Consider the following 17,714-nt stretch of genomic DNA (forward strand, 5'->3'; position numbering starts at 1 on the left):
GTGACCCCCTCCGTCTCGCCTTCGGCGAGCCACCTCCCCCGATGGGGAGGATCAGCCCTTGTTCAGCACCGCCTGCGCCGCTGCGAGCCTCGCGATCGGCACGCGGAACGGCGAGCAGCTGACGTAGTCGAGGCCGATGCTCTCGCAGAAGGCGATGGAGGCCGGGTCGCCGCCATGTTCGCCGCAGATGCCCAGCTTCAGTCCCGGGTTCACCGCCCGGCCGCGCTCGGCGGCAAGGCGGATCAGGTCGCCGACGCCGTCCTGGTCGAGCGTGACGAACGGGTCCTGCTCGAAGATGCCCTTCTCGATGTAGGCGTTCAGGAACTTGCCGGCGTCGTCTCGGCTGATGCCGAAGGTCGTCTGGGTCAGGTCGTTGGTGCCGAAGCTGAAGAACTCGGCGCCGGCCTCGGCCAGGTCCGCGGCGCGCAGGGCCGCGCGCGGCAGCTCGATCATCGTCCCGACCTGATAGGCCAGATCCAGCCCCTGCTCGGCCAGCACGGCCTTGACCGTGCGGTCGGTGAGCTTGCGCAGGAAGGCCATCTCCTCGCCCTTGCCGACGAGCGGATGCATGATCTCCGGCACCGGCGCGGGCTTGCCCGACTTCGCGATCTCGCAGGCGGCCTCCATGATCGCCCGGACCTGCATCTCGTAGATTTCCGGATAGCTGATCCCGAGGCGACAGCCGCGATGGCCGAGCATGGGGTTGGACTCGTGCAGCACTTCCAGTCGGCTCTCGATCGCCGCCAGGGTGATGCCCAGCGTGTCGGCCACGGCCTTCAGGTCGTCATCGCCCGTCGGGAAGAACTCGTGCAGCGGCGGGTCGAGCAGCCGGATGGTCACCGGCAGCCCCTCCATGATCGTGAACAGCTCGACGAAGTCGGCCTTCTGGAACGGCGCGATGGTCGCCAGCGCGGCGCGGCGGCCCTTCTCGTCGTCGGCCAGGATCATCTCGCGCACGGCGGTGATCCGGTCCTCGTTGAAGAACATGTGCTCGGTGCGGCAGAGGCCGACGCCCTCGGCGCCGAACTGGCGCGCGGTGCGGCCGTCGTTGGGCGTTTCGGCATTGGCCCGGACCTTCAGGCGACGGATGCTGTCGGCCCAGCTCATCAGGGTGTCGAAGTCGCCGCCGAGCTCGGGCTCGATCATCGGGGTCTCGCCGGCCATCACCTCGCCGGTCGCGCCGTCGATGGTGATCAGGTCGCCTTCCTTGAAGGTGCGGCCGCGCACGGTGAACTGGCCGGCGTCGGCGTCGACGCGGATGTCGGTCGCGCCGCAGACGCAGGGGATGCCCGCGCCGCGCGCGACCACGGCCGCGTGGCTGGTCATGCCGCCGGTGGCGGTGACGATGCCCTGGGCGGCGTACATGCCCTTGATGTCCTCGGGGCTGGTCTCGCGACGCACCAGGATGACCTTGACCGGGACCTTGGCGTTGCCCAGTCGCTCGGCCTCTTCGGAACTGAACACCACCCGGCCGCAGGCCGCGCCCGGCGAGGCCGGCAGGCCCTTGGTCACCACGTCGCGCGTGGCGGAGGGGTCGATCGTCGGGTGCAGCAGCTGGTCCAGCTCGGCGGCGTCGACGCGCAGGATGGCTTCCTCGCGGGTGATCACGCCGTCGGCGGCCATGTCCACGGCGACCTTGAGGGCCGCTCGGGTCGTGCGCTTGCCGTTGCGGGTCTGCAGCATCCACAGGCGGCCCTGCTCGACGGTGAACTCGATGTCCTGCAGGTCGCGGTAGTGCTGCTCGAGCTTGCGGGCGACGTCGTGGAACTCGGCGAACACCGCCGGCATGGCTTCTTCCATGCTCGGGTTGCGGTCACCCATCTCCTCGCGGGCCGCCCTGGTCAGCGACTGCGGCGTGCGGATGCCGGCGACCACGTCCTCGCCCTGGGCGTTGACCAGGAACTCGCCATACAGACGGTTCTCGCCGGTCGAGGGGTTGCGGGTGAAGGCCACGCCCGTGGCCGAGGTGTCGCCGAGGTTTCCGAACACCATGGCCTGGATGTTGACCGCCGTGCCCCAGCTCTCGGGAATGCCGAAGTTCTGGCGATAGAACTTGGCCCGGTCGTTCATCCAGCTGGCGAACACGGCGCCGACGGCGCCCCACAGCTGCTCCTGCGGATCCTGCGGGAAGGGCTTGCCCAGCTCCCGCTCGACCGCGGCCTTGTAGTCGGCGACGACAGCTTCCCAGTCCTCGGCCTTGAGGGCCGTGTCGATGGTGACGCCCAGGCGGTCCTTATGGTCGTCGAGGATCTCCTCGAACATGTGGTGGTCGAGGTCGAGCACCACGTTCGAATACATCTGGATGAAGCGACGGTAGCTATCCAGGGCGAACCTGCGGTCTCCGGACAGCGCGCCAAGGCCCTGAACGGTCGCGTCATTCAGGCCGAGGTTGAGGACCGTGTCCATCATGCCGGGCATCGAGGCGCGAGCGCCGGAGCGCACCGACACCAGCAGCGGCGCGGACGGATCGCCGAAGCGCTTGCCGGTCACCGCCTCGACCTTCGCCAGGCCGTCGGCGACCTGCGCGGCGAGCTCGGCGGGGTAGCTGTTGCCGTTGGCGTAGTAGTGGACGCAGGCTTCGGTGGTGACGGTGAAACCCGGCGGCACCGGCAGGCCGATCGAGCACATCTCCGCCAGGTTGGCGCCCTTGCCGCCCAGCAGGTTCTTCATCGAGGCGTCGCCATCGGCGGTCCCGCCGCCGAAGCTGTAGACCCAGCGGGTTTTGGTGAGCGCTTCCGACATTACCGGCCTGTCCTCAGTTCCAATTCAACGCACTCTGGTGTGTCCCTGCGTGGTTCGAGACGCTCGGCTGACGCCTCGCTCCTCACCATGACGAACACTTTTGCAGCCCACCCGTCCCGTCATCCTGAGGAGCGATCCCTCAGGATCGCGTCTCGAAGGACGCACCGGATGTCCGCAAGGGCTCCCCTACCCCGTCACCAACGAAAAATCAGCAACCCGACCCATCGCGTCGCGGACCTGTTGCAGAAGCCGCAGGCGGTTGTCGCGTTCCGCGGCAACATCCGAATTGACCAGAACCTTGTCGAAGAAGGCGTCGACCGGACCGCGCAGGGCGGCCAGCGCCGTCATGGCGCCGGTGAAGTCCTCGGCAGCGAGCGCGGCGTCCAGCTTCGGCGCGGCGGCGGTCAGGGCGTCGAACAGAGCCCCCTCCTCCGCAGGCGCGGCGGCCCGCGACGGCGCGCCGGTGGGCAGCTCGCCCTTCTTCTCCTCGGCGCGCAGGATGTTCACGGCGCGCTTGTAGCCCTGGAGCAGATTGGTCCCGTCCTCGGTGGCGAGGAAGCCGGACAGCGCGTCGACACGGGCGACGATGCGGACCAGGTCGTCGTCGCCGAGCGCGAACACGGCGTCGACGAGGTCGCCCCGCTTGCCCTGGTCCTTCAGGGCCACCTTCAGGCGGTCGGCGAAGAAGGCCAGCAGGTCGTCGGAAGCCAGCGTCCGCAAGCCGATGCGAGCGTTGTTCTCGAGAATGATCCGGATAAGCCCCAAAGCCGCCCGCCGCAGCGCGAAGGGGTCCTTGCTCCCGGTCGGCTTCTCGTCGATCGCGAAGAACCCGACCAGGGTGTCCAGCTTGTCGGCCAGCGCCACGGCCACGCTCAGCGGCGCGGTCGGGACGGCGTCGCCGGGGCCTTGCGGGCGGTAGTGGTCGCGGATGGCGTCGGCGATCTCGCCGTCCATGCCGAACTCACGGGCGTAGTAGCCGCCCATGATCCCCTGCAGTTCCGGGAACTCGCCGACCATCTGGCTGGTCAGGTCGGCCTTGGCCAGGCGCGCGGCCTCGGCGGCCTTGTCCGGGTCGGCGCCGACGAGCGGCGCGATCTCTCGGGCCAGGGCGACGATCCGCTCGACCCGCTCGGCCATCGTGCCGAGTTTGGCGTGGAAGGTGACGCCGTTCAGCTTCTTCAGCCACGGCTCGAAGCCGTCCTTGACGTCTTCGGACCAGAAGAACCGGGCGTCGGACAGCCGCGAAGACAGCACCTTCGCATTCCCCGCCGCGATGGCCTTGCCGCCGTCGGGGGCCTCGATGTTGGCGACCACCAGGAAGTGCGGGGCGAGGCCCGGCTGGCCCGGGGTCTTCACGGCGAAATACTTCTGGTGCGTCCGCATGGAGGTGCGGATCACCTCCGGCGGCAGGTCGAGGAAGGCCGGGTCCATATCGCCCAGGATCGGGGTGGGCCATTCGGCCAGGCCCGCCACCTCTTCCAGCAGCCCCTCGTCCTCGACCAGCTCCAGCCCGCGCGCGAAGCACAGGGTGCGAGCGCCCTCGAGGATGCGCTGCTTGCGCTCCTCGACATCCAGCACGACGAAGTGGCCCGACAGGGCCTCGTGGTACTCGTCGAAATCGCGCGCGCGGAAGACGCGGGTCTCGCTGAGGAACCGGTGCCCCTCGCTGAGGTCGGCGGCGACGATGCCGTCGATCTCCAGCGGCACGATCTCGCGGTTGAACACGCAGAGGATCCGCTGCAGCGGCCGCACCCAGCGCAGCTTGCCGTGGCCCCAGGTCATCGACTTGGGCCAGGCGAAGCCGCGGACGATCTGCTCGACCAGCTCGGCGATGATCTCCGCCGTCGGCCGGCCGGACTTGTGGATGTGGCCGTAGAAGACGCCGTCGCGCTCGACCAGCGCCTCGCGGGCCAGGCCCGTCTTGCGCAGGAAGCCGTCCATGGCCTGGTCAGGCGCGCCGACGCGCGGGCCCTTCACCTCTTCGGAGACGTCCGGCTGGGCCACGGGCAGGCCCTCGACCACGAGCGTCAGCCGTCGGGGGCCGGCGAAGGCCTTGAGGCCCTCGCTGATCAGCCCGGCCTTGGCCAGACCGTCGCGGGCCATCCGCTCCAGATCACGCGCCGCGTTCCCCTGCATGCGCGCGGGGATCTCTTCGGAGAACAGTTCAAGCAGCAGCTGGGGCATCGACTTACGCGGCCTCTTCCTGCTGGTCGACCCAGGCCTGGGCGCACAGTTTGCAGAGGTCGCGGATGCGGCCGATGTAGCTGGCGCGTTCGGCCACAGCGATCGCGCCGCGGGCGTTCATCAGGTTGAACAGGTGGCTGGCCTTGAGGACCATGTCGTAGGCGGGCAGGACCAGCGCCTTGTTCTGGTAGTTGCGGGCGAGCATCAGCGGCACCTGCCGCTCCATGTCCTCGAACTGGCCCTTCAGCACGTCCACATCATAACCGTGGAAATTGGCTTCGGAGTGCTGGCGCTCGTTCTCGAGGAAGACCTCGCCGTAGCTGATCGCGCCCAGCGGGCTGTCCGGATCGTTGAACGGCAGGTCGTAGACGTTGTCGACGCCGAACACATACATCGCCAGCCGCTCGAGCCCGTAGGTCAGCTCACCGGCCACCGGCGAGACGTCCAGGCCGCCGACCTGCTGGAAGTAGGTGTACTGCGACACCTCCATGCCGTCGCACCAGACTTCCCAGCCAAGGCCCCAGGCCCCGACGGTCGGGTTCTCCCAGTCGTCCTCGACGAAGCGGATGTCGTGCAGCTTCAGGTCCAGGCCGATGGCGCGCAGCGAGCCGAGATACAGATCCTGCATGTTGGCCGGGTTCGGCTTCAGGATCACCTGGTACTGGTAATAGTGCTGCAGGCGGTTGGGGTTCTCGCCATAGCGCCCGTCGCCCGGGCGCCGCGAGGGCTGCACATAGGCGGCGTTCCACGGCTTGGGGCCCAGCGCGCGCAGGACGGTGGCCGGGTGCAACGTCCCGGCCCCCACCTGTTCGTCGTGCGGCTGCAGAATCACACAGCCCTGGTCACCCCAGTACTGGTTCAGCCGCATGATCAGGGCTTGAAAGGAACGGGGTTTGGCGTCGGCCGACATGGCTCTCTTCGCAGGTGCAAAAAAGTCGGCGGACCATAGGGCCCGCCGACTTCTGCTTCAAGCGATGAGAGGGAACAAGTTCCTCCGTCCCGCGCCTACTTCGGGGCGTCCGGCGGCGATGTCTCCTTCGGCGCGTCCGGCCCGGCCTCGCTCGGGGCGGGAGCGGGCGTCACCGCCTCCGGCGACGCGGTCGGCGTCGGCGTCGGCGGGGCGGCCGGCGCAGTGGCTGCGGCGTCCGTCGTGGCGCCGGTCGTGGCGGCCAGGCGCGGGGCCGTGGACGGCATCAGCACCTTGTCGACAACATGGACAGTGCCGTTGGTCGCGGCGACGTCGGTCTGAACAATGCCGGCGTTGTTGGCCATCAGCGCATCGCCGCTGCCGTCGAGCACCAGTTCCGTGCCGGCCACGGTCCTCACGCCGCCCTTGGCGCCCTTGATCTTGCTCGAATCCACGGTGGCATTGATCAGGTGATAGGTCATCAGCTTCTGCAGCTCGGCCGGGCTCTTCATCAGCCGGTCGAGCTCGCCGGGCGGCAGGGCCGCGAAGGCGGCGTCCGTCGGGGCGAAGATCGTCAGATTCCTGTTGGTCTTCAGGATGCTGGTCATGTTGGCGGCATCAAGCGCCTTCAGCAGCGTCTTGAACTGGCCGTCGGCCTTGAGGGTCTCGATGATGTCGCCCTTCGCCACCAGCTTGCCGGCGACCGGCGCAGCAGGAGTCGTCGGGGTCACGATCGAGGCGGCCGGGGGCGTCGCCGCGTCAGGCGTGGCGACGGGCGGGGTCGGCGCGACAACCGCCGGCGCCGGCGCTTCGGCAGGGGTAGCCGGGGTCTGGGCCCAGGCAGCATTGCTCAGCAGCGCCGCGACAGCCGCGGCGCCCAGAAGGCGTTTGGTGCTCATGGAACTATCCTTGGTTGGGGCGCGAGGCGCCTAGTTGCCGGCGGGCTTGGTCATGCGACCGCCGTTGGAGACAGGCGCGCCATAGCGGGCGCGATTTTCAGCCGTGTCGGGCACCGGACCATTGGTCACGACAGACGGGTCGCCGGCCTTCAACCGCCACGCCTGATCCGGCGCTGTCGGGGAACTGCCGAGGACGATCGCCGGGGCGTAAGGGTCCACGGCTCTGGCAGACGCCGGGGTCGCCATCTGGTCGGCGGAGACCGGGTTCATCGGCTGCGAATCGGCGGTCGGGCGCTGGTCGACGGGGGCGGGCTCGGCTCCGGCGAATGCAGGGCCAGCGAGAAGCGCCGTGGCGGCGGCGGCGGTGAGAAGACGGGTCAGGGACATCATGTTGAACCTCATGTCGCGACGCGGCTGCGTCGTTCCCCCGACGGGTCAACTACGCGCCAACCCCGAGTCGGGTTCCCAACATCGGCCTGCGACCGACCCTCCCTATTTGCCGAGAAACACGAATCCGGCGCCCGCCGCGATGAAGGCGAAGCCCACCAGCGTCGACCATTTGACCGGTTCGCCGAGGTAGAGCACCGAGAACACCACGAACACCAGTAGGGTGATCACCTCCTGGATGGTCTTGAGCTGCGCCGTGCTCCAGACCGCTGAACCGATGCGATTGGCGGGCACCGCAAGGGCGTATTCCGGAAGGGCGATCAGCCAGCTGGCGAGGATCACCAGGGGCAGGGCCGCCCCCTTGTGCTTGAGGTGTCCGTACCAGGCGAACGTCATGAAGACATTGGACGCCAGCAGCAGCAGCACCGGCGCGAGCCTTGGCCAGAGGGTCGAGGTCATGGCGGTCTCCCTGTTTGCTCGCCGAACAGGCTGAGCGGAGTCCGGACCGTGCGCCACCGGCCAAAGGCGCCCATTTTTCGGGCGCCCACACCCCCACCCGCACAGGCAATGGGCGAACGGACGGTTTCACGTCTGTTCATTGTGCGCCGCACACTTCGCAGCAAGCCCCGCCGCTAGCGTGACAGGTGGATCGGCAGATCGCGGACAAGCGCCGCGGCGCGACCGGTCGCCAGGGAAATTCAGGGGCGCGCGTCGGGCAACCGGGGTGCGGGAGCAAGGCAGATGAAACTGATCATTGCGGTGGTCAAACCCTTCAAGCTCGACGAGGTGCGCGAAGCGCTCGTCGGCGCCGGCGTCGAGGGTCTGACGGTCTCCGAAGTCAAAGGCTACGGCCGGCAGAAGGGCCAGACGGAAATCTATCGCGGGGCGGAGTACCAGGTGAACTTCGTGCCGAAAGTGAAGCTGGAAGCGGTCGTCGACGACGCCGCGGCGGCCAAGGCGGTCGAGGCCATCACCGCCGCGGCGGCCACGGGCAAGATCGGCGACGGAAAGATCTTCGTCCTGAACGTCGAGGACGCTGTGCGCATCCGTACCGGTGAAACCGGTTCGGCGGCGCTCTGAAACATCATCGGGACAAGGGGATAACAACGATGAAACCGAATTTTCTTGGACGACTGGCGGCGCTGACCGCCGTCGCCGTTCTTGCCGGAGCGCCGCTGGCGGCTCCGGCCTTCGCCCAGGAGGCGGCCCCGGCCGCCGCCGCTGCTGCAACTCCGGCTCCGGCCGCTGAAGCCCCGGCGGCTCCGGCGCCCGCGGAAGCCGCTCCGGCCGCCGCTGAACCGGAGGCTCCCGCACCGGAGGCCAACAAGGGCGACACGACCTGGATGCTCATCTCGACCATCCTGGTCATGCTGATGATCATCCCGGGCCTGGCGCTGTTCTACGGCGGCCTGGTTCGCCAGAAGAACATGCTGTCTATGCTGATGCAGGTCTCCACGGTGACCGTGGTCGGCATGATCACCTGGATCCTCTGGGGCTACACGCTGGCGTTCACGGACGGCGGCGCGGCCAACAAGTTCGTTGGCGGGCTCAGCAAGCTCGGGCTCGCAGGCGTCGGCGTCGGCAGCAACGTAGAGACCTTCTCGGTCGGCGTGGTCATTCCGGAGCTGGCCTTCGTCGCCTTCCAGATGACCTTCGCCTGCATCACCGCCGCCCTCGTTCTGGGCGGCCTGGCCGAGCGGATCAAGTTCAGCGCCACGGTGCTCTTCGCGGTCATCTGGCCGATCATCGTCTATTACCCGATGGCCCATATGGTCTGGTGGTGGGCCGGCGCCACGAGCGGCGCGGGTGTTGAAGCGGCGACCACCGCCGCAGGAGCCGGTCTGCTCTGGGGCTGGGGCGCCATCGACTTCGCCGGCGGCACCGTGGTTCACATCAACGCCGGTATCGCCGCCCTGGTGGGTTCGATCATCCTCGGCAAGCGTACGGGCTTCCAGAAGGAGCCGATGCCGCCGCACAGCCTGACGCTGACCATGGTCGGCGCCGGTCTGCTGTGGGTGGGCTGGTTCGGCTTCAACGCCGGTTCCAACCTTGAGGCCAACGGCTACGCCGCCCTGGCGATGGTCAACACCTTCATCGCCACCGCCGCCGCCGGCTTCAGCTGGGTCGTCGTGGAGTGGGTGACGCGCAAGAAGGCCTCGATGCTGGGCATGGCCTCGGGCATCGTCGCCGGTCTCGTGGCCATCACGCCGGCCGCCGGCTTCGCCGGTCCGCTGGGCGCGTTGATCCTGGGCCTGGCTGTCAGCCCGGTCTGCGTGTTCTTCTGCTCGGCCGTCAAGAACGCCCTGAAGTACGACGACAGCCTCGACGCCTTCGGGATCCACGCCGTCGGCGGCATCATCGGCGCCCTCGGCACCGGCCTGCTGGTCAACCCGGCCTGGGGTGGTCAGGGCATCGTCGACTACTCGACCTGCGGAGCCGACGGCGCCGCCATCACCGTCTGCGCCACGGCCTATGACCTGGGCTTCCAGATGATGGCCCAGACCAAGGCGGTCGGCGTCGCGATCCTGTGGTCCACCATCGGTTCGGCGGTCGTCTTCCTGCTGATCAAGTACACGGTCGGCCTGCGCGTCACCGCGGAGACGGAAGAAGACGGACTCGACATCTCCGAGCACGGCGAACGCGCCTACCACACCTAGTCTCGTCTGAGCGTTGCGTAAGGAGGGCGCGGGACCGCAGGGTTCCGCGCCCTTTCCGTTTGCGGAGCGGGGATATGTACCGAAGGTACGCGTCCCCTAATCGAGGTTCAGAAGCGGCTTGTTTGGGGGACACGTACCTTGCGGTAAATGTCCCCTAGATCCCGTCGCCCAGCCTGCATCTCCGAACCCACCAGTCCGGCCGCATCTGCTCGATGCGTTCGGCCAGGCCCTCGGCCTGGATGTCGTCGGCGCACAGGGCGAAGCAGGTGGCGCCGGAGCCGCTCATCCGGGCCAGCAACGTCTCGGGCTCGTCCCGCAGGGTCTCCAGCACTTCGCCGATGGCCGGCGCCAGATCGACCGCTGGCGCTTCCAGGTCGTTGCGGCACCAGGCCATGAACGCCGCCACCTCCTCGGCGCTCTCGAAGGCCGGCGGCAGCGACGGCGGCGATGCGTCGCCCAGCAGGCCTGACTCGTCGAAGGCCCGATAGACGCCGGCCGTCGATGACGGAACGCCGGGGTTGACCAGCACCGCGTTCAGCGGCGGCAGTCCGGGCGGCGGAGCCAGCCGGTCCCCTCGTCCCGAGGTCATGGCTGCGCGCCCCCACAGGCAGACGGGCCCGTCGGCGCCCAGCCGGGCGGCGATCGCGGTCAACATCTCGTCCTGCACCGCCAGATCGAGGGCCGACCGCAGCAGGCGAAGCGTCGCCCCGGCGTCCGATGAGCCGCCACCCAGACCCGCCGCGACCGGCAGTTGCTTGTCGAGGATCAGCCGGAACGGCGGCTGCGGTCCCTTCACGTGCTCGAACAGGGCCCGCGCGGCCTGGACCACCAGATTGCTCGCGCCGTCCTCGACATAGTAACCGAACGGTCCGGTGACCTCGAACTCGGGCGCCTCCGACGCCTGGATCGACAGGGTGTCGCCGACGTCGGCGAAGACCATCAGGCTCGACAGCGGGTGATAGCCGTCAGCGGCGACAGGCCCCACATGCAGGAACAGATTCACCTTGGCCGGCGCGAAGGCTGACAGGGCCATTCCGGTATCCACAGCTTGCCCGAAGGCGGCGAGAAGGTGCGTGGTTCGACACGGACCTTCGCCCCTGCTCACCATGACGCGGTTCTGAATACGCCATCACGGGCGGGCGGCGAAGCCGGCGTGTCGAAGGACGCCAGCCGATGGAGGGTTAGTTGGACGCCGTCACCGGCGCAGCGGCCGGGCCGGTGGGGCCGAGACCCGACTTCAGCTTGGCCTCCGCCTCCGCCTTGATCTTAGCGGGAGGGTCAAGGCTGAGGGCGCGCTGCCACTGGAACTCCGCCTCGATCCGGCGACCGACGCGCCAGTAGGCGTCGCCCAGGTGGTTGTTGATTTCCGGATCCGCCGGCTCGAGCAGGACGGCCGTCTCCAGCTGTTCCACGGCGTTGCGATAGTCGCCGAGGCGGTAGTAGGCCCAGCCCAGCGAGTCGACGACCGCGCCCGAGCGGGGATTGGCCGCGACCGCCCGCTTGACCATGTCGAGGGCCTCGGCGAGGCGCTCGCCGCGGTCGATCCAGCTGTAGCCGAGGTAGTTCAGGAGCTCGGGCTCATTCGGCTCGCTGGCCAGCGCGGCCTTCAGATCGGCCTCCGCCTCGGGCCACCGCCCGCTGCGCTCCAGCGCCACGCCGCGCATGTAGAGCAGACGCCAGTCGGGCGTCGGACCGGCGCGGCCAATCACGCCGTCCATCACGACGACGGCTTCCGCGTAACGGTCGTTGGCCCGCAGCAGGTCGGCGTAGGTCATGGCCGCGTCGTCATCCGTTGGGGCGGCCTCGAGGCCTTCCCTGGCCAGCTTGAGCGCCGTCTCGCCGTCCTTGGTCTGCTGATAGGTCCAGGCGAGCTTGGAGCGGGCCAGCGGATACTGGACCGAGCCCGGCTCGACGCTGGCGTAGGCGACACGGGCGGCCTCGACTTCCTTGCCGGCCGCCAGGGCGTCGCCGGCGAGGATCTTCGCCTCGTCGCGCGTGGGGTCGAGGTAGAGCGCCATACGGAAATAGGCGATCGCCATCTCGTACTGACGGTCGCCGAGCATCTGGGCGGCCTGGGCGACCAGACCGCGGGCCGCGCCCTGACGGATGGTCGGCAGCGGCTGGGCGCTCTTGCGGCCCAGCGCGCGCGTCCGGGCGGCCAGCAGGCTCCGATCGCCGGGCGTATCGGTCAGCGCGCGGTCATAGACCTTCACGGCGTCCGCCCAGCGGCCACGCCGCTCGAGGAAGCCGCCGTAGTCGGGGGCGAACAGGGCGCCGGCGCCTTCGATGCCGACGAGCGCCATGTAGTCGGTCTCGGCCTCGTCGAAGCGCTTGGCGCGCTCGAACATCTGGGCCTGGCCCAGCTGGCCGAACACCTCGACCAGACGGTCGCCGCGGATCTCGGGTCGGGCCAGCGCGCCGGCCTTGTCGCCGGCCAGAGCGGCGGCGAACGGCGCCAGCAGGGCCGCGGCCGAGCGATGGGGAACATTGACCTCGCCGCTGGCGAGGGTTTCGACCGCCAGCTTGCCGTCGCCCTCGCCGATGCCGGCGACGACCTTCGACAGGGCCGCGAGGCGCAGGATGACCGGGCGGGTTTCAGGATCGGACGGCGCCAGTCGGGCGGCGCGGGCCAGGTCGCCGGACATCACCGCGGCGATGAAGGCCTGTTCGCGGAAATAGGCGCCGTCGAGACCGGTCTGTTCGGCGCGGGCGAAGTACTGCGAGGCCGCCGGGGCGTCGGAGTCGTTCATCGCCGCCTGGCCGGCGAGGTACAGGCCATAGGGCGACGCCCGCTGGCCCGTTTCGAACGCGACGTCCTGGGACGGTTTCAGGCCGGCGGCGGGCGCCGGGGCGCCTGTGGTGGCGCAGGCGGCCAGCAGGGCCAGGGGAGCGAGGGCGGGCAAGGCGAAGCGCAGTTTCATACGCTCACCTTGCCGCAATCTGTGGCGCCCGCAAGGCGCCTCGCCCCACGAGGGGAATTTGTCCTTCGAGACGCTCGCTTGGGGCTCGCTCCTCAGGATGACGAACACCATTGATCGTCATGGTGAGGAGCGGACCCTCAGGTCCGCGTCTCGAACCACGCAAACTACATGTTCGGATAGTTCGGCCCGCCGCCGCCCTCGGGCGTCGTCCAGACGATGTTCTGCGACGGGTCCTTGATGTCGCAGGTTTTGCAGTGGACGCAGTTCTGGGCGTTGATCTGGAACTTCGGATTGTTGCCGGCCTCGTCGTACAGCACCTCGTAGACCCCGGCCGGGCAGTAGAGCCGCGCCGGCTCGCCATAGAGCGGCAGGTTGACGCCGATCGGCACCGAAGGGTCCTTCAGGCGCAGGTGCGCAGGCTGGTCTTCTTCGTGGTTGGTCGCCGAGAGGAACACCGAGCTCAGCTTGTCGAAGCTGATCACGCCGTCCGGCTTGGGATAGGTCAGCTGCGGGTAGTCCTTGGCCAGCCCCGTCGAGGCGGCGTCGGTCTTGCCGTGCTTCAGCGTGCCGAAGATCGAGAAGCCGCCGAGCAGGTGGGTGCACCACATGTCGAACATGCCGGCCGCGCCGCCCAGGAAGGTGCCCAGCTTGCTGAGCAGGGGCTTGGCGTTGCGGACGACCTTCAGCTCCTTGGCCACCCAGCTCTTCTGGAAGGCGTCGGTGTAGCCGGTCAGCTCGTCGCCCTCGCGGCCGGCCTGGAGCGCCTTGAAGGCTTCCTCCGCGGCCAGCATGCCGGTCTTCATGGCGTTATGGCTGCCCTTGATGCGCGGGACGTTCACGAAGCCCGCCGAGCAACCGATCAGCACGCCGCCGGGGAAGGTCAGTTTGGGGATCGACTGCCAGCCGCCCTCGGTGATGGCCCGGGCGCCATAGGCGATGCGCCGGCCGCCCTCGAGATAGGGCTTCACCGACGGATGGTGCTTGAACTGCTGGAATTCGTCGAACGGCGACAGCCAGGGGTTCTTGTAGTTGAGGTGCACCACGTAACCGATGGTCACGTAGTTGTCCCCGAAGTGGTACATGAAGCTGCCGCCGCCGGTGTTGTTGTCCAGCGGCCAGCCGGTGGTGTGCTGCGCCAGGCCCGGCCGGAAATTGGCGTCCGGCACCTGCCAGAGCTCCTTGATCCCGATACCGAACTTCTGCGGCTCCTTGCCGTCACGCAGGTTGAACTTCGCTTCCAGCTGCTTGGCCAGCGAGCCGCGCACGCCTTCGGCGATGAACACGTACTTGCCGTTCAGCTCCATGCCCGGCTCGTAGCTGCCCTTGTGCTGGCCGTCCTTGCCGATGCCGACAACGCCGACGATGACGCCCTTCACCGAGCCGTCCTCGCGGAACACCAGGTCAGAGGCGGCGAAGCCCGGGTAGATCTCGACGCCCATCGCCTCGGCCTGACCACCCAGCCAGCGGGCGACATTGGCCAGCGAGCCGATGTAGCAGCCCTCGTTGTGCATGAATGGCGGCAGAGCGAACATCGGCAGGCTGAGCTCGCCCTGCGGACCGAGGATCAGAAACTTGTCGTGCGTCACCGGCGTTTCGAGCGGCGCGCCCAGTTCCTTCCAGTTCGGGAACAGTTCCGCCAGCGCCTTGGGATCGAGCACCGCGCCCGACAGGATGTGGGCGCCGACTTCGGAACCCTTCTCCAGCACGGCTACCGAGACCTCGGTCCCGGCGGCTTCGGCCAGCTGTTTCAGCCGGATCGCCGCCGACAGACCGGCCGGACCGCCGCCGACGATGACGACGTCGTACTCCATGGACTCGCGTTCGACAGCTTCGCTCATGCCGGATTCCCCTTCGCGCTTTGGGACTTAATCAAAGGCGACGCAGGGGCGGTCAAGCGGGAATGGCGCCGCAAGCGCCAATCGTCACACATCGGACAGTCGAGACTCGCCCTGTAGCCCTGCGCAGGGTTAGATCACGCCGTGAGCAGCCCCCACGCCAGAGCCGTCGAAAGCGCCCTCGCCTTCTGGGCGGAAGCGGGCGTGGACGCCTGCTACGGCGAGGAGCCCGTCGATCGTCTGGCCGAGGGCGCTGCGCGGCTGAAGGCCAAGGCGGTGACGCCCCGGCCGGCCGCCGTCGCCCAGCCGGCCGCCGGCGGACGCCAGGCGGCGCCCGATGTCAGCGGCGCGGTTGAACAGGCGCGCGCGATGGCCGCCGAGGCCCAGACCCTCGAGGCGCTGGCCGCCGCCATCGCCGCCTTCGACGGCTGTGGCCTGAAGTTCGAGGGCGCGAAACAGGCGGTGTTCTCGCGCGGGAATCCCGAAGGCCCCGTCATGGTCATCGGCGAAGGCCCGGGCGGCGAAGAAGACGCCCGCGGCGAGCCGTTCGTCGGCAAGGCCGGCCAGCTGCTCGACCGGATGCTGGAGGCCGCCGGCCTCAAGGACCGGGTGTTCATCACCAACACCGTCTTCTGGCGTCCGCCGGGCAACCGCACCCCGACCCTGGCCGAACAGGCCGTTTGCGCACCCTTCCTGCACCGCGCCATCGCACTTGTTCAGCCGAAGATGCTGCTGCTGGCCGGCGGCGCGTCTGCCAAGTCGGTGCTGCAGCGGGACGAAGGCATTCTCACGCTGCGCGGCCGCTGGTTCGAATGGCACGCGGAGGACGGAACGGTGCTGCCCGCCCTGCCGACCCTGCACCCGGCGTTCCTGCTGCGGCAGCCGGCGGCGAAGAAGAAGGCCTGGCTGGATCTGCTGACGCTGACCGAGCGGCTGGATCGGCCGGGGCGGCCTGAGTAACGAAGCGGAGAATGCGAGCCATGAGACGCCCCGGACTTTGCATTCTGCTGGGCGCCGCGCTCCTGGCGCCGGCGACCTCCACCCCGGCGCTCACACCGCCGGCGGTGGACGCGAAGACCTACCCGTTTGTCGCTGTATACGGCTATCCGGTCTACCTCGCGGCCGGCGAGGCCCGGCCGCTGCGGCGCGCGACCGCCATCGGCCCGGTCAGCGACTGGCTGCCGGACAGTGATCCCCTGGTCGTGCTGGCGGCGGCCGGGACCGCCGCCTCGGGCAACGTGGCAGTGAAGCTGACTATCGAACCCACGGGACGGGTCTCCGCCTGCGAACTTCAGCGGCCTTACGGCGACGCGGCTTTGTTCGAGGGGCTGTGCGACCGGGTCTCCGCACGGGCGCGCCTGAAGCCTGCCATCGACGACGCCGGCGCGCCGGTGACGGACCGCTTCGTCCTGTCGATCAACGTCGTTCGGAGCTTCACCCCGCAGACGCCTCTGGTGGTGGTCAGCGCGCCGTCTCCCGCGCCGCCGCCGCCCGGCGGGCAGTGGCCGCCCTCCTGGGACAGCCAGATGGCCACGGTCGCAAAGCTCGACCTGCTGCCTGGCGGTCCGACGTCGGCCGAGGCGCGGGCCGAGCCCTGGGCCGGCATCGAGTATTCGCCGGAAGACCCGCGACAGGCATGCCGCATCGTGAAGTCCTCCGGGGACGCCGCCTTCGACGCCCGCGCCTGCAAGGCGGCGGCGAGGGGACGCTACGACGTCTCAATGTTCGAAAGGCCCTGGCAGCGCCGCATGCAGCTCCACTTCGTGCTGTTCGACGGCAAGCCTCGCGCCCTGCTGCCCGTTCAGAAGTGGAGCGGTCGGCCGGTTGCGAGCGACCCGGCGCGGACGGCGGTCGCCGCCGCCCTGCCCGCTGACGCGCTGGCCCGCGTTCGACTCAACGTCATGGTCGAGGCGACCGGCGCGGTCAGCGCCTGCACGATCGAGGCGACCTCAGGCGCCGACGCCGGTGATGTCGCCGCCTGCGCCGCCGTCCGCGCGAACGGTCCGTTCGCCCCGGCCACCGACATCTTCGGTCGCCCGTTCAAGGCGCAGCTGTACGACTGGAGCCCGGCCAGGGAGGCTCCCTAGGCGGGAACCGCCTCCTCCGCCACGAAGCCCTTCCAGGCCTGCATGTAGGTGATGAACCGGTCGCTGAGCCCCTCGGCCTGCAGGTGCTCGCGGGTCACGGGCAGGGCATCCGGCCGGAATGCCGGATCCGCAGCTGCGAGCTTGGGCCAGTCATGGTGGATGATGGCGCCGCGGCCGATCAGGACGAAGTCGCAGCCCTGCTCCAGACACCATTCCGCGTCTTCGGCCGCCATAACCTTGCCCGCCACACCGAGCCGGACATTGCCCCGGTCGAGACTGGTGAACACCTCGATCAGGCTCTGGCCGGCGAACGCCGCGTCCATCGGCGCCTTGCGCACGTCCCACAGGGACATGTCGAGATAGTCGATCAGGCCCTCGGTCATCAGCTGCTGGGCCAGGTCGCGGCACTCGGCCAGCACGATGCCGAACCGCTCCGGCGACAGGCGCAGGCCGAGCTGGAAGTCATCGCCGCAGGCCGCGCGAACGCCCTTGAGGATCTCGATGACGATCCTGTTGCGGTTTTCGGCCGGGCCGCCCCACTGGTCGGTGCGCAGGTTGACCTCCGGGCTGAGGAACTGGGCCAGGATGTACCCGTGGGCGCCGTGGATCTCGACGCCGTCGAAGCCGGCCTTCTGCGCACGCACGGCGCCGGCGATGAAGTCCTGGATCAGCTGCTCGACCTCGGCGCCGGTCAGGGCGCGGGCCTTGAACTCGTCATTGTCGGACGGGCAGACCGGGGCCTCGCCGATCAGTTCGGCCGGCGAGCGCATGCCGGCGTGGTGCAGCTGGACCACCGCCACGCTCTCCTCCGCCTTGATGGCGGCTGCCAAACGCGAGAGCCCCTCGATGTGGTCATCCGACCAGCAGCCCATCTGGCCGGGGAAGCCCTGCCCGATCCGCTGAACGTGCGCCGCGCAGGTCATGGTCAGGCCGAAGCCGCCCTCGGCGCGCATGGTCAGCCACTTGAACTCCTCGTCCGACATCCGGCCGTCGGCGTGGCTCTGGGTATTGGTCAGCGGCGCCAGCATCAGGCGGTTCTTCATCGCCGGGCCGTGGGCGAAGGTCAGCGGGGCGAACAGGGGGGAGACGGACATG

General features: G+C 69.0%; 14 protein-coding genes. 4 read left to right on the plus strand and 10 right to left on the minus strand.

What is annotated here, in order from left to right; all coding sequences use genetic code 11:
* Window positions 1-51 precede the first annotated feature (51 nt).
* From ppdK to AC3WJT_RS15265, 6 genes are all read right to left on the minus strand, one after another.
* On the minus strand, window positions 52-2,742 hold the full coding sequence (gene ppdK, locus AC3WJT_RS15240) for a pyruvate, phosphate dikinase (protein WP_492343985.1): 2,691 nt from the start codon (window positions 2,740-2,742) through the stop codon (window positions 52-54).
* Window positions 2,743-2,928: 186 nt separating this feature from the next.
* Window positions 2,929-4,926: a glycine--tRNA ligase subunit beta gene (gene glyS, locus AC3WJT_RS15245; RefSeq protein ID WP_492343986.1), complete on the minus strand. Its 1,998-nt coding sequence runs from the start codon at window positions 4,924-4,926 to the stop codon at window positions 2,929-2,931.
* A gap of 4 nt (window positions 4,927-4,930) precedes the next feature.
* Window positions 4,931-5,836, minus strand: a complete 906-nt coding sequence (locus tag AC3WJT_RS15250; RefSeq protein ID WP_492343987.1) for a glycine--tRNA ligase subunit alpha — start codon at window positions 5,834-5,836, stop codon at window positions 4,931-4,933.
* A 95-nt stretch (window positions 5,837-5,931) separates the two neighbouring features.
* Window positions 5,932-6,732, minus strand: coding sequence for a fasciclin domain-containing protein (locus AC3WJT_RS15255; RefSeq protein WP_492343988.1), 801 nt, complete (start codon window positions 6,730-6,732; stop codon window positions 5,932-5,934).
* 30 nt (window positions 6,733-6,762) lie between these two features.
* The gene (locus tag AC3WJT_RS15260) at window positions 6,763-7,122 is read right to left on the minus strand and encodes a hypothetical protein (RefSeq protein WP_492343989.1); all 360 of its coding nucleotides are present in this window, start codon (window positions 7,120-7,122) and stop codon (window positions 6,763-6,765) included.
* Window positions 7,123-7,224: 102 nt separating this feature from the next.
* Window positions 7,225-7,578, minus strand: a complete 354-nt coding sequence (locus tag AC3WJT_RS15265) for a DMT family protein (protein WP_492343990.1) — start codon at window positions 7,576-7,578, stop codon at window positions 7,225-7,227.
* Window positions 7,579-7,860: 282 nt separating this feature from the next.
* Here AC3WJT_RS15265 and AC3WJT_RS15270 point away from each other — a divergent pair, with 282 nt between their 5' ends.
* Together AC3WJT_RS15270 and AC3WJT_RS15275 are read left to right on the plus strand one after the other, a co-directional pair.
* A complete protein-coding gene (locus AC3WJT_RS15270; RefSeq protein ID WP_492343991.1) occupies window positions 7,861-8,199 on the plus strand; it encodes a P-II family nitrogen regulator in 339 nt (112 codons plus the stop codon).
* A 29-nt stretch (window positions 8,200-8,228) separates the two neighbouring features.
* Complete coding sequence (locus AC3WJT_RS15275) at window positions 8,229-9,776, plus strand: ammonium transporter (protein ID WP_492343992.1); 1,548 nt, start codon at window positions 8,229-8,231, stop codon at window positions 9,774-9,776.
* A 154-nt stretch (window positions 9,777-9,930) separates the two neighbouring features.
* On the opposite strand, the gene AC3WJT_RS15280 is transcribed toward AC3WJT_RS15275, so the two are convergent.
* The 3 genes from AC3WJT_RS15280 to AC3WJT_RS15290 all read right to left on the minus strand — a co-directional run bounded on the left by AC3WJT_RS15280 (window position 9,931) and on the right by AC3WJT_RS15290 (window position 14,535).
* Window positions 9,931-10,809 (minus strand): 4-(cytidine 5'-diphospho)-2-C-methyl-D-erythritol kinase, encoded by an 879-nt coding sequence (locus AC3WJT_RS15280; RefSeq protein WP_492343993.1) that lies wholly within the window; start codon window positions 10,807-10,809, stop codon window positions 9,931-9,933.
* 148 nt (window positions 10,810-10,957) lie between these two features.
* A complete protein-coding gene (locus AC3WJT_RS15285; RefSeq protein WP_492343994.1) occupies window positions 10,958-12,697 on the minus strand; it encodes a tetratricopeptide repeat protein in 1,740 nt (579 codons plus the stop codon).
* A 164-nt stretch (window positions 12,698-12,861) separates the two neighbouring features.
* Entirely contained in the window at window positions 12,862-14,535 is a 1,674-nt protein-coding gene (locus AC3WJT_RS15290) for an electron transfer flavoprotein-ubiquinone oxidoreductase (RefSeq protein ID WP_492343995.1), read from the minus strand.
* 141 nt (window positions 14,536-14,676) lie between these two features.
* On the opposite strand from AC3WJT_RS15290, the gene AC3WJT_RS15295 reads away from it, so the two are divergent.
* Together AC3WJT_RS15295 and AC3WJT_RS15300 are read left to right on the plus strand one after the other, a co-directional pair.
* Window positions 14,677-15,492 carry a uracil-DNA glycosylase gene (locus tag AC3WJT_RS15295; protein WP_492343996.1) on the plus strand — a complete coding sequence of 272 codons (816 nt, stop codon included), beginning with the start codon at window positions 14,677-14,679 and terminating at the stop codon, window positions 15,490-15,492.
* 20 nt (window positions 15,493-15,512) lie between these two features.
* Entirely contained in the window at window positions 15,513-16,619 is a 1,107-nt protein-coding gene (locus AC3WJT_RS15300) for an energy transducer TonB (protein WP_492343997.1), read from the plus strand.
* On the opposite strand, the gene AC3WJT_RS15305 is transcribed toward AC3WJT_RS15300, so the two are convergent.
* Window positions 16,616-17,713: an NADH:flavin oxidoreductase gene (locus AC3WJT_RS15305; protein WP_492343998.1), complete on the minus strand. Its 1,098-nt coding sequence runs from the start codon at window positions 17,711-17,713 to the stop codon at window positions 16,616-16,618. The genes AC3WJT_RS15300 and AC3WJT_RS15305 overlap by 4 nt on opposite strands.
* Window position 17,714 lies beyond the last annotated feature (1 nt).

It is taken from the genome of Caulobacter sp. FW305-C-30-S16 (genome assembly GCF_058783025.1).

Bases quoted from the DNA above. Each gene is read 5' to 3' on its own strand.
- ppdK (WP_492343985.1), bottom strand. From the start codon at position 2,742: ATGTCGGAAGCGCTCACCAAAACCCGCTGGGTCTACAGCTTCGGCGGC.
- glyS (WP_492343986.1), bottom strand. From the start codon at position 4,926: ATGCCCCAGCTGCTGCTTGAACTGTTCTCCGAAGAGATCCCCGCGCGC.
- AC3WJT_RS15250 (WP_492343987.1), bottom strand. From the start codon at position 5,836: ATGTCGGCCGACGCCAAACCCCGTTCCTTTCAAGCCCTGATCATGCGG.
- AC3WJT_RS15255 (WP_492343988.1), bottom strand. From the start codon at position 6,732: ATGAGCACCAAACGCCTTCTGGGCGCCGCGGCTGTCGCGGCGCTGCTG.
- AC3WJT_RS15260 (WP_492343989.1), bottom strand. From the start codon at position 7,122: ATGATGTCCCTGACCCGTCTTCTCACCGCCGCCGCCGCCACGGCGCTT.
- AC3WJT_RS15265 (WP_492343990.1), bottom strand. From the start codon at position 7,578: ATGACCTCGACCCTCTGGCCAAGGCTCGCGCCGGTGCTGCTGCTGCTG.
- AC3WJT_RS15270 (WP_492343991.1), top strand. From the start codon at position 7,861: ATGAAACTGATCATTGCGGTGGTCAAACCCTTCAAGCTCGACGAGGTG.
- AC3WJT_RS15275 (WP_492343992.1), top strand. From the start codon at position 8,229: ATGAAACCGAATTTTCTTGGACGACTGGCGGCGCTGACCGCCGTCGCC.
- AC3WJT_RS15280 (WP_492343993.1), bottom strand. From the start codon at position 10,809: ATGGCCCTGTCAGCCTTCGCGCCGGCCAAGGTGAATCTGTTCCTGCAT.
- AC3WJT_RS15285 (WP_492343994.1), bottom strand. From the start codon at position 12,697: ATGAAACTGCGCTTCGCCTTGCCCGCCCTCGCTCCCCTGGCCCTGCTG.
- AC3WJT_RS15290 (WP_492343995.1), bottom strand. From the start codon at position 14,535: ATGAGCGAAGCTGTCGAACGCGAGTCCATGGAGTACGACGTCGTCATC.
- AC3WJT_RS15300 (WP_492343997.1), top strand. From the start codon at position 15,513: ATGAGACGCCCCGGACTTTGCATTCTGCTGGGCGCCGCGCTCCTGGCG.
- AC3WJT_RS15305 (WP_492343998.1), bottom strand. From the start codon at position 17,713: ATGTCCGTCTCCCCCCTGTTCGCCCCGCTGACCTTCGCCCACGGCCCG.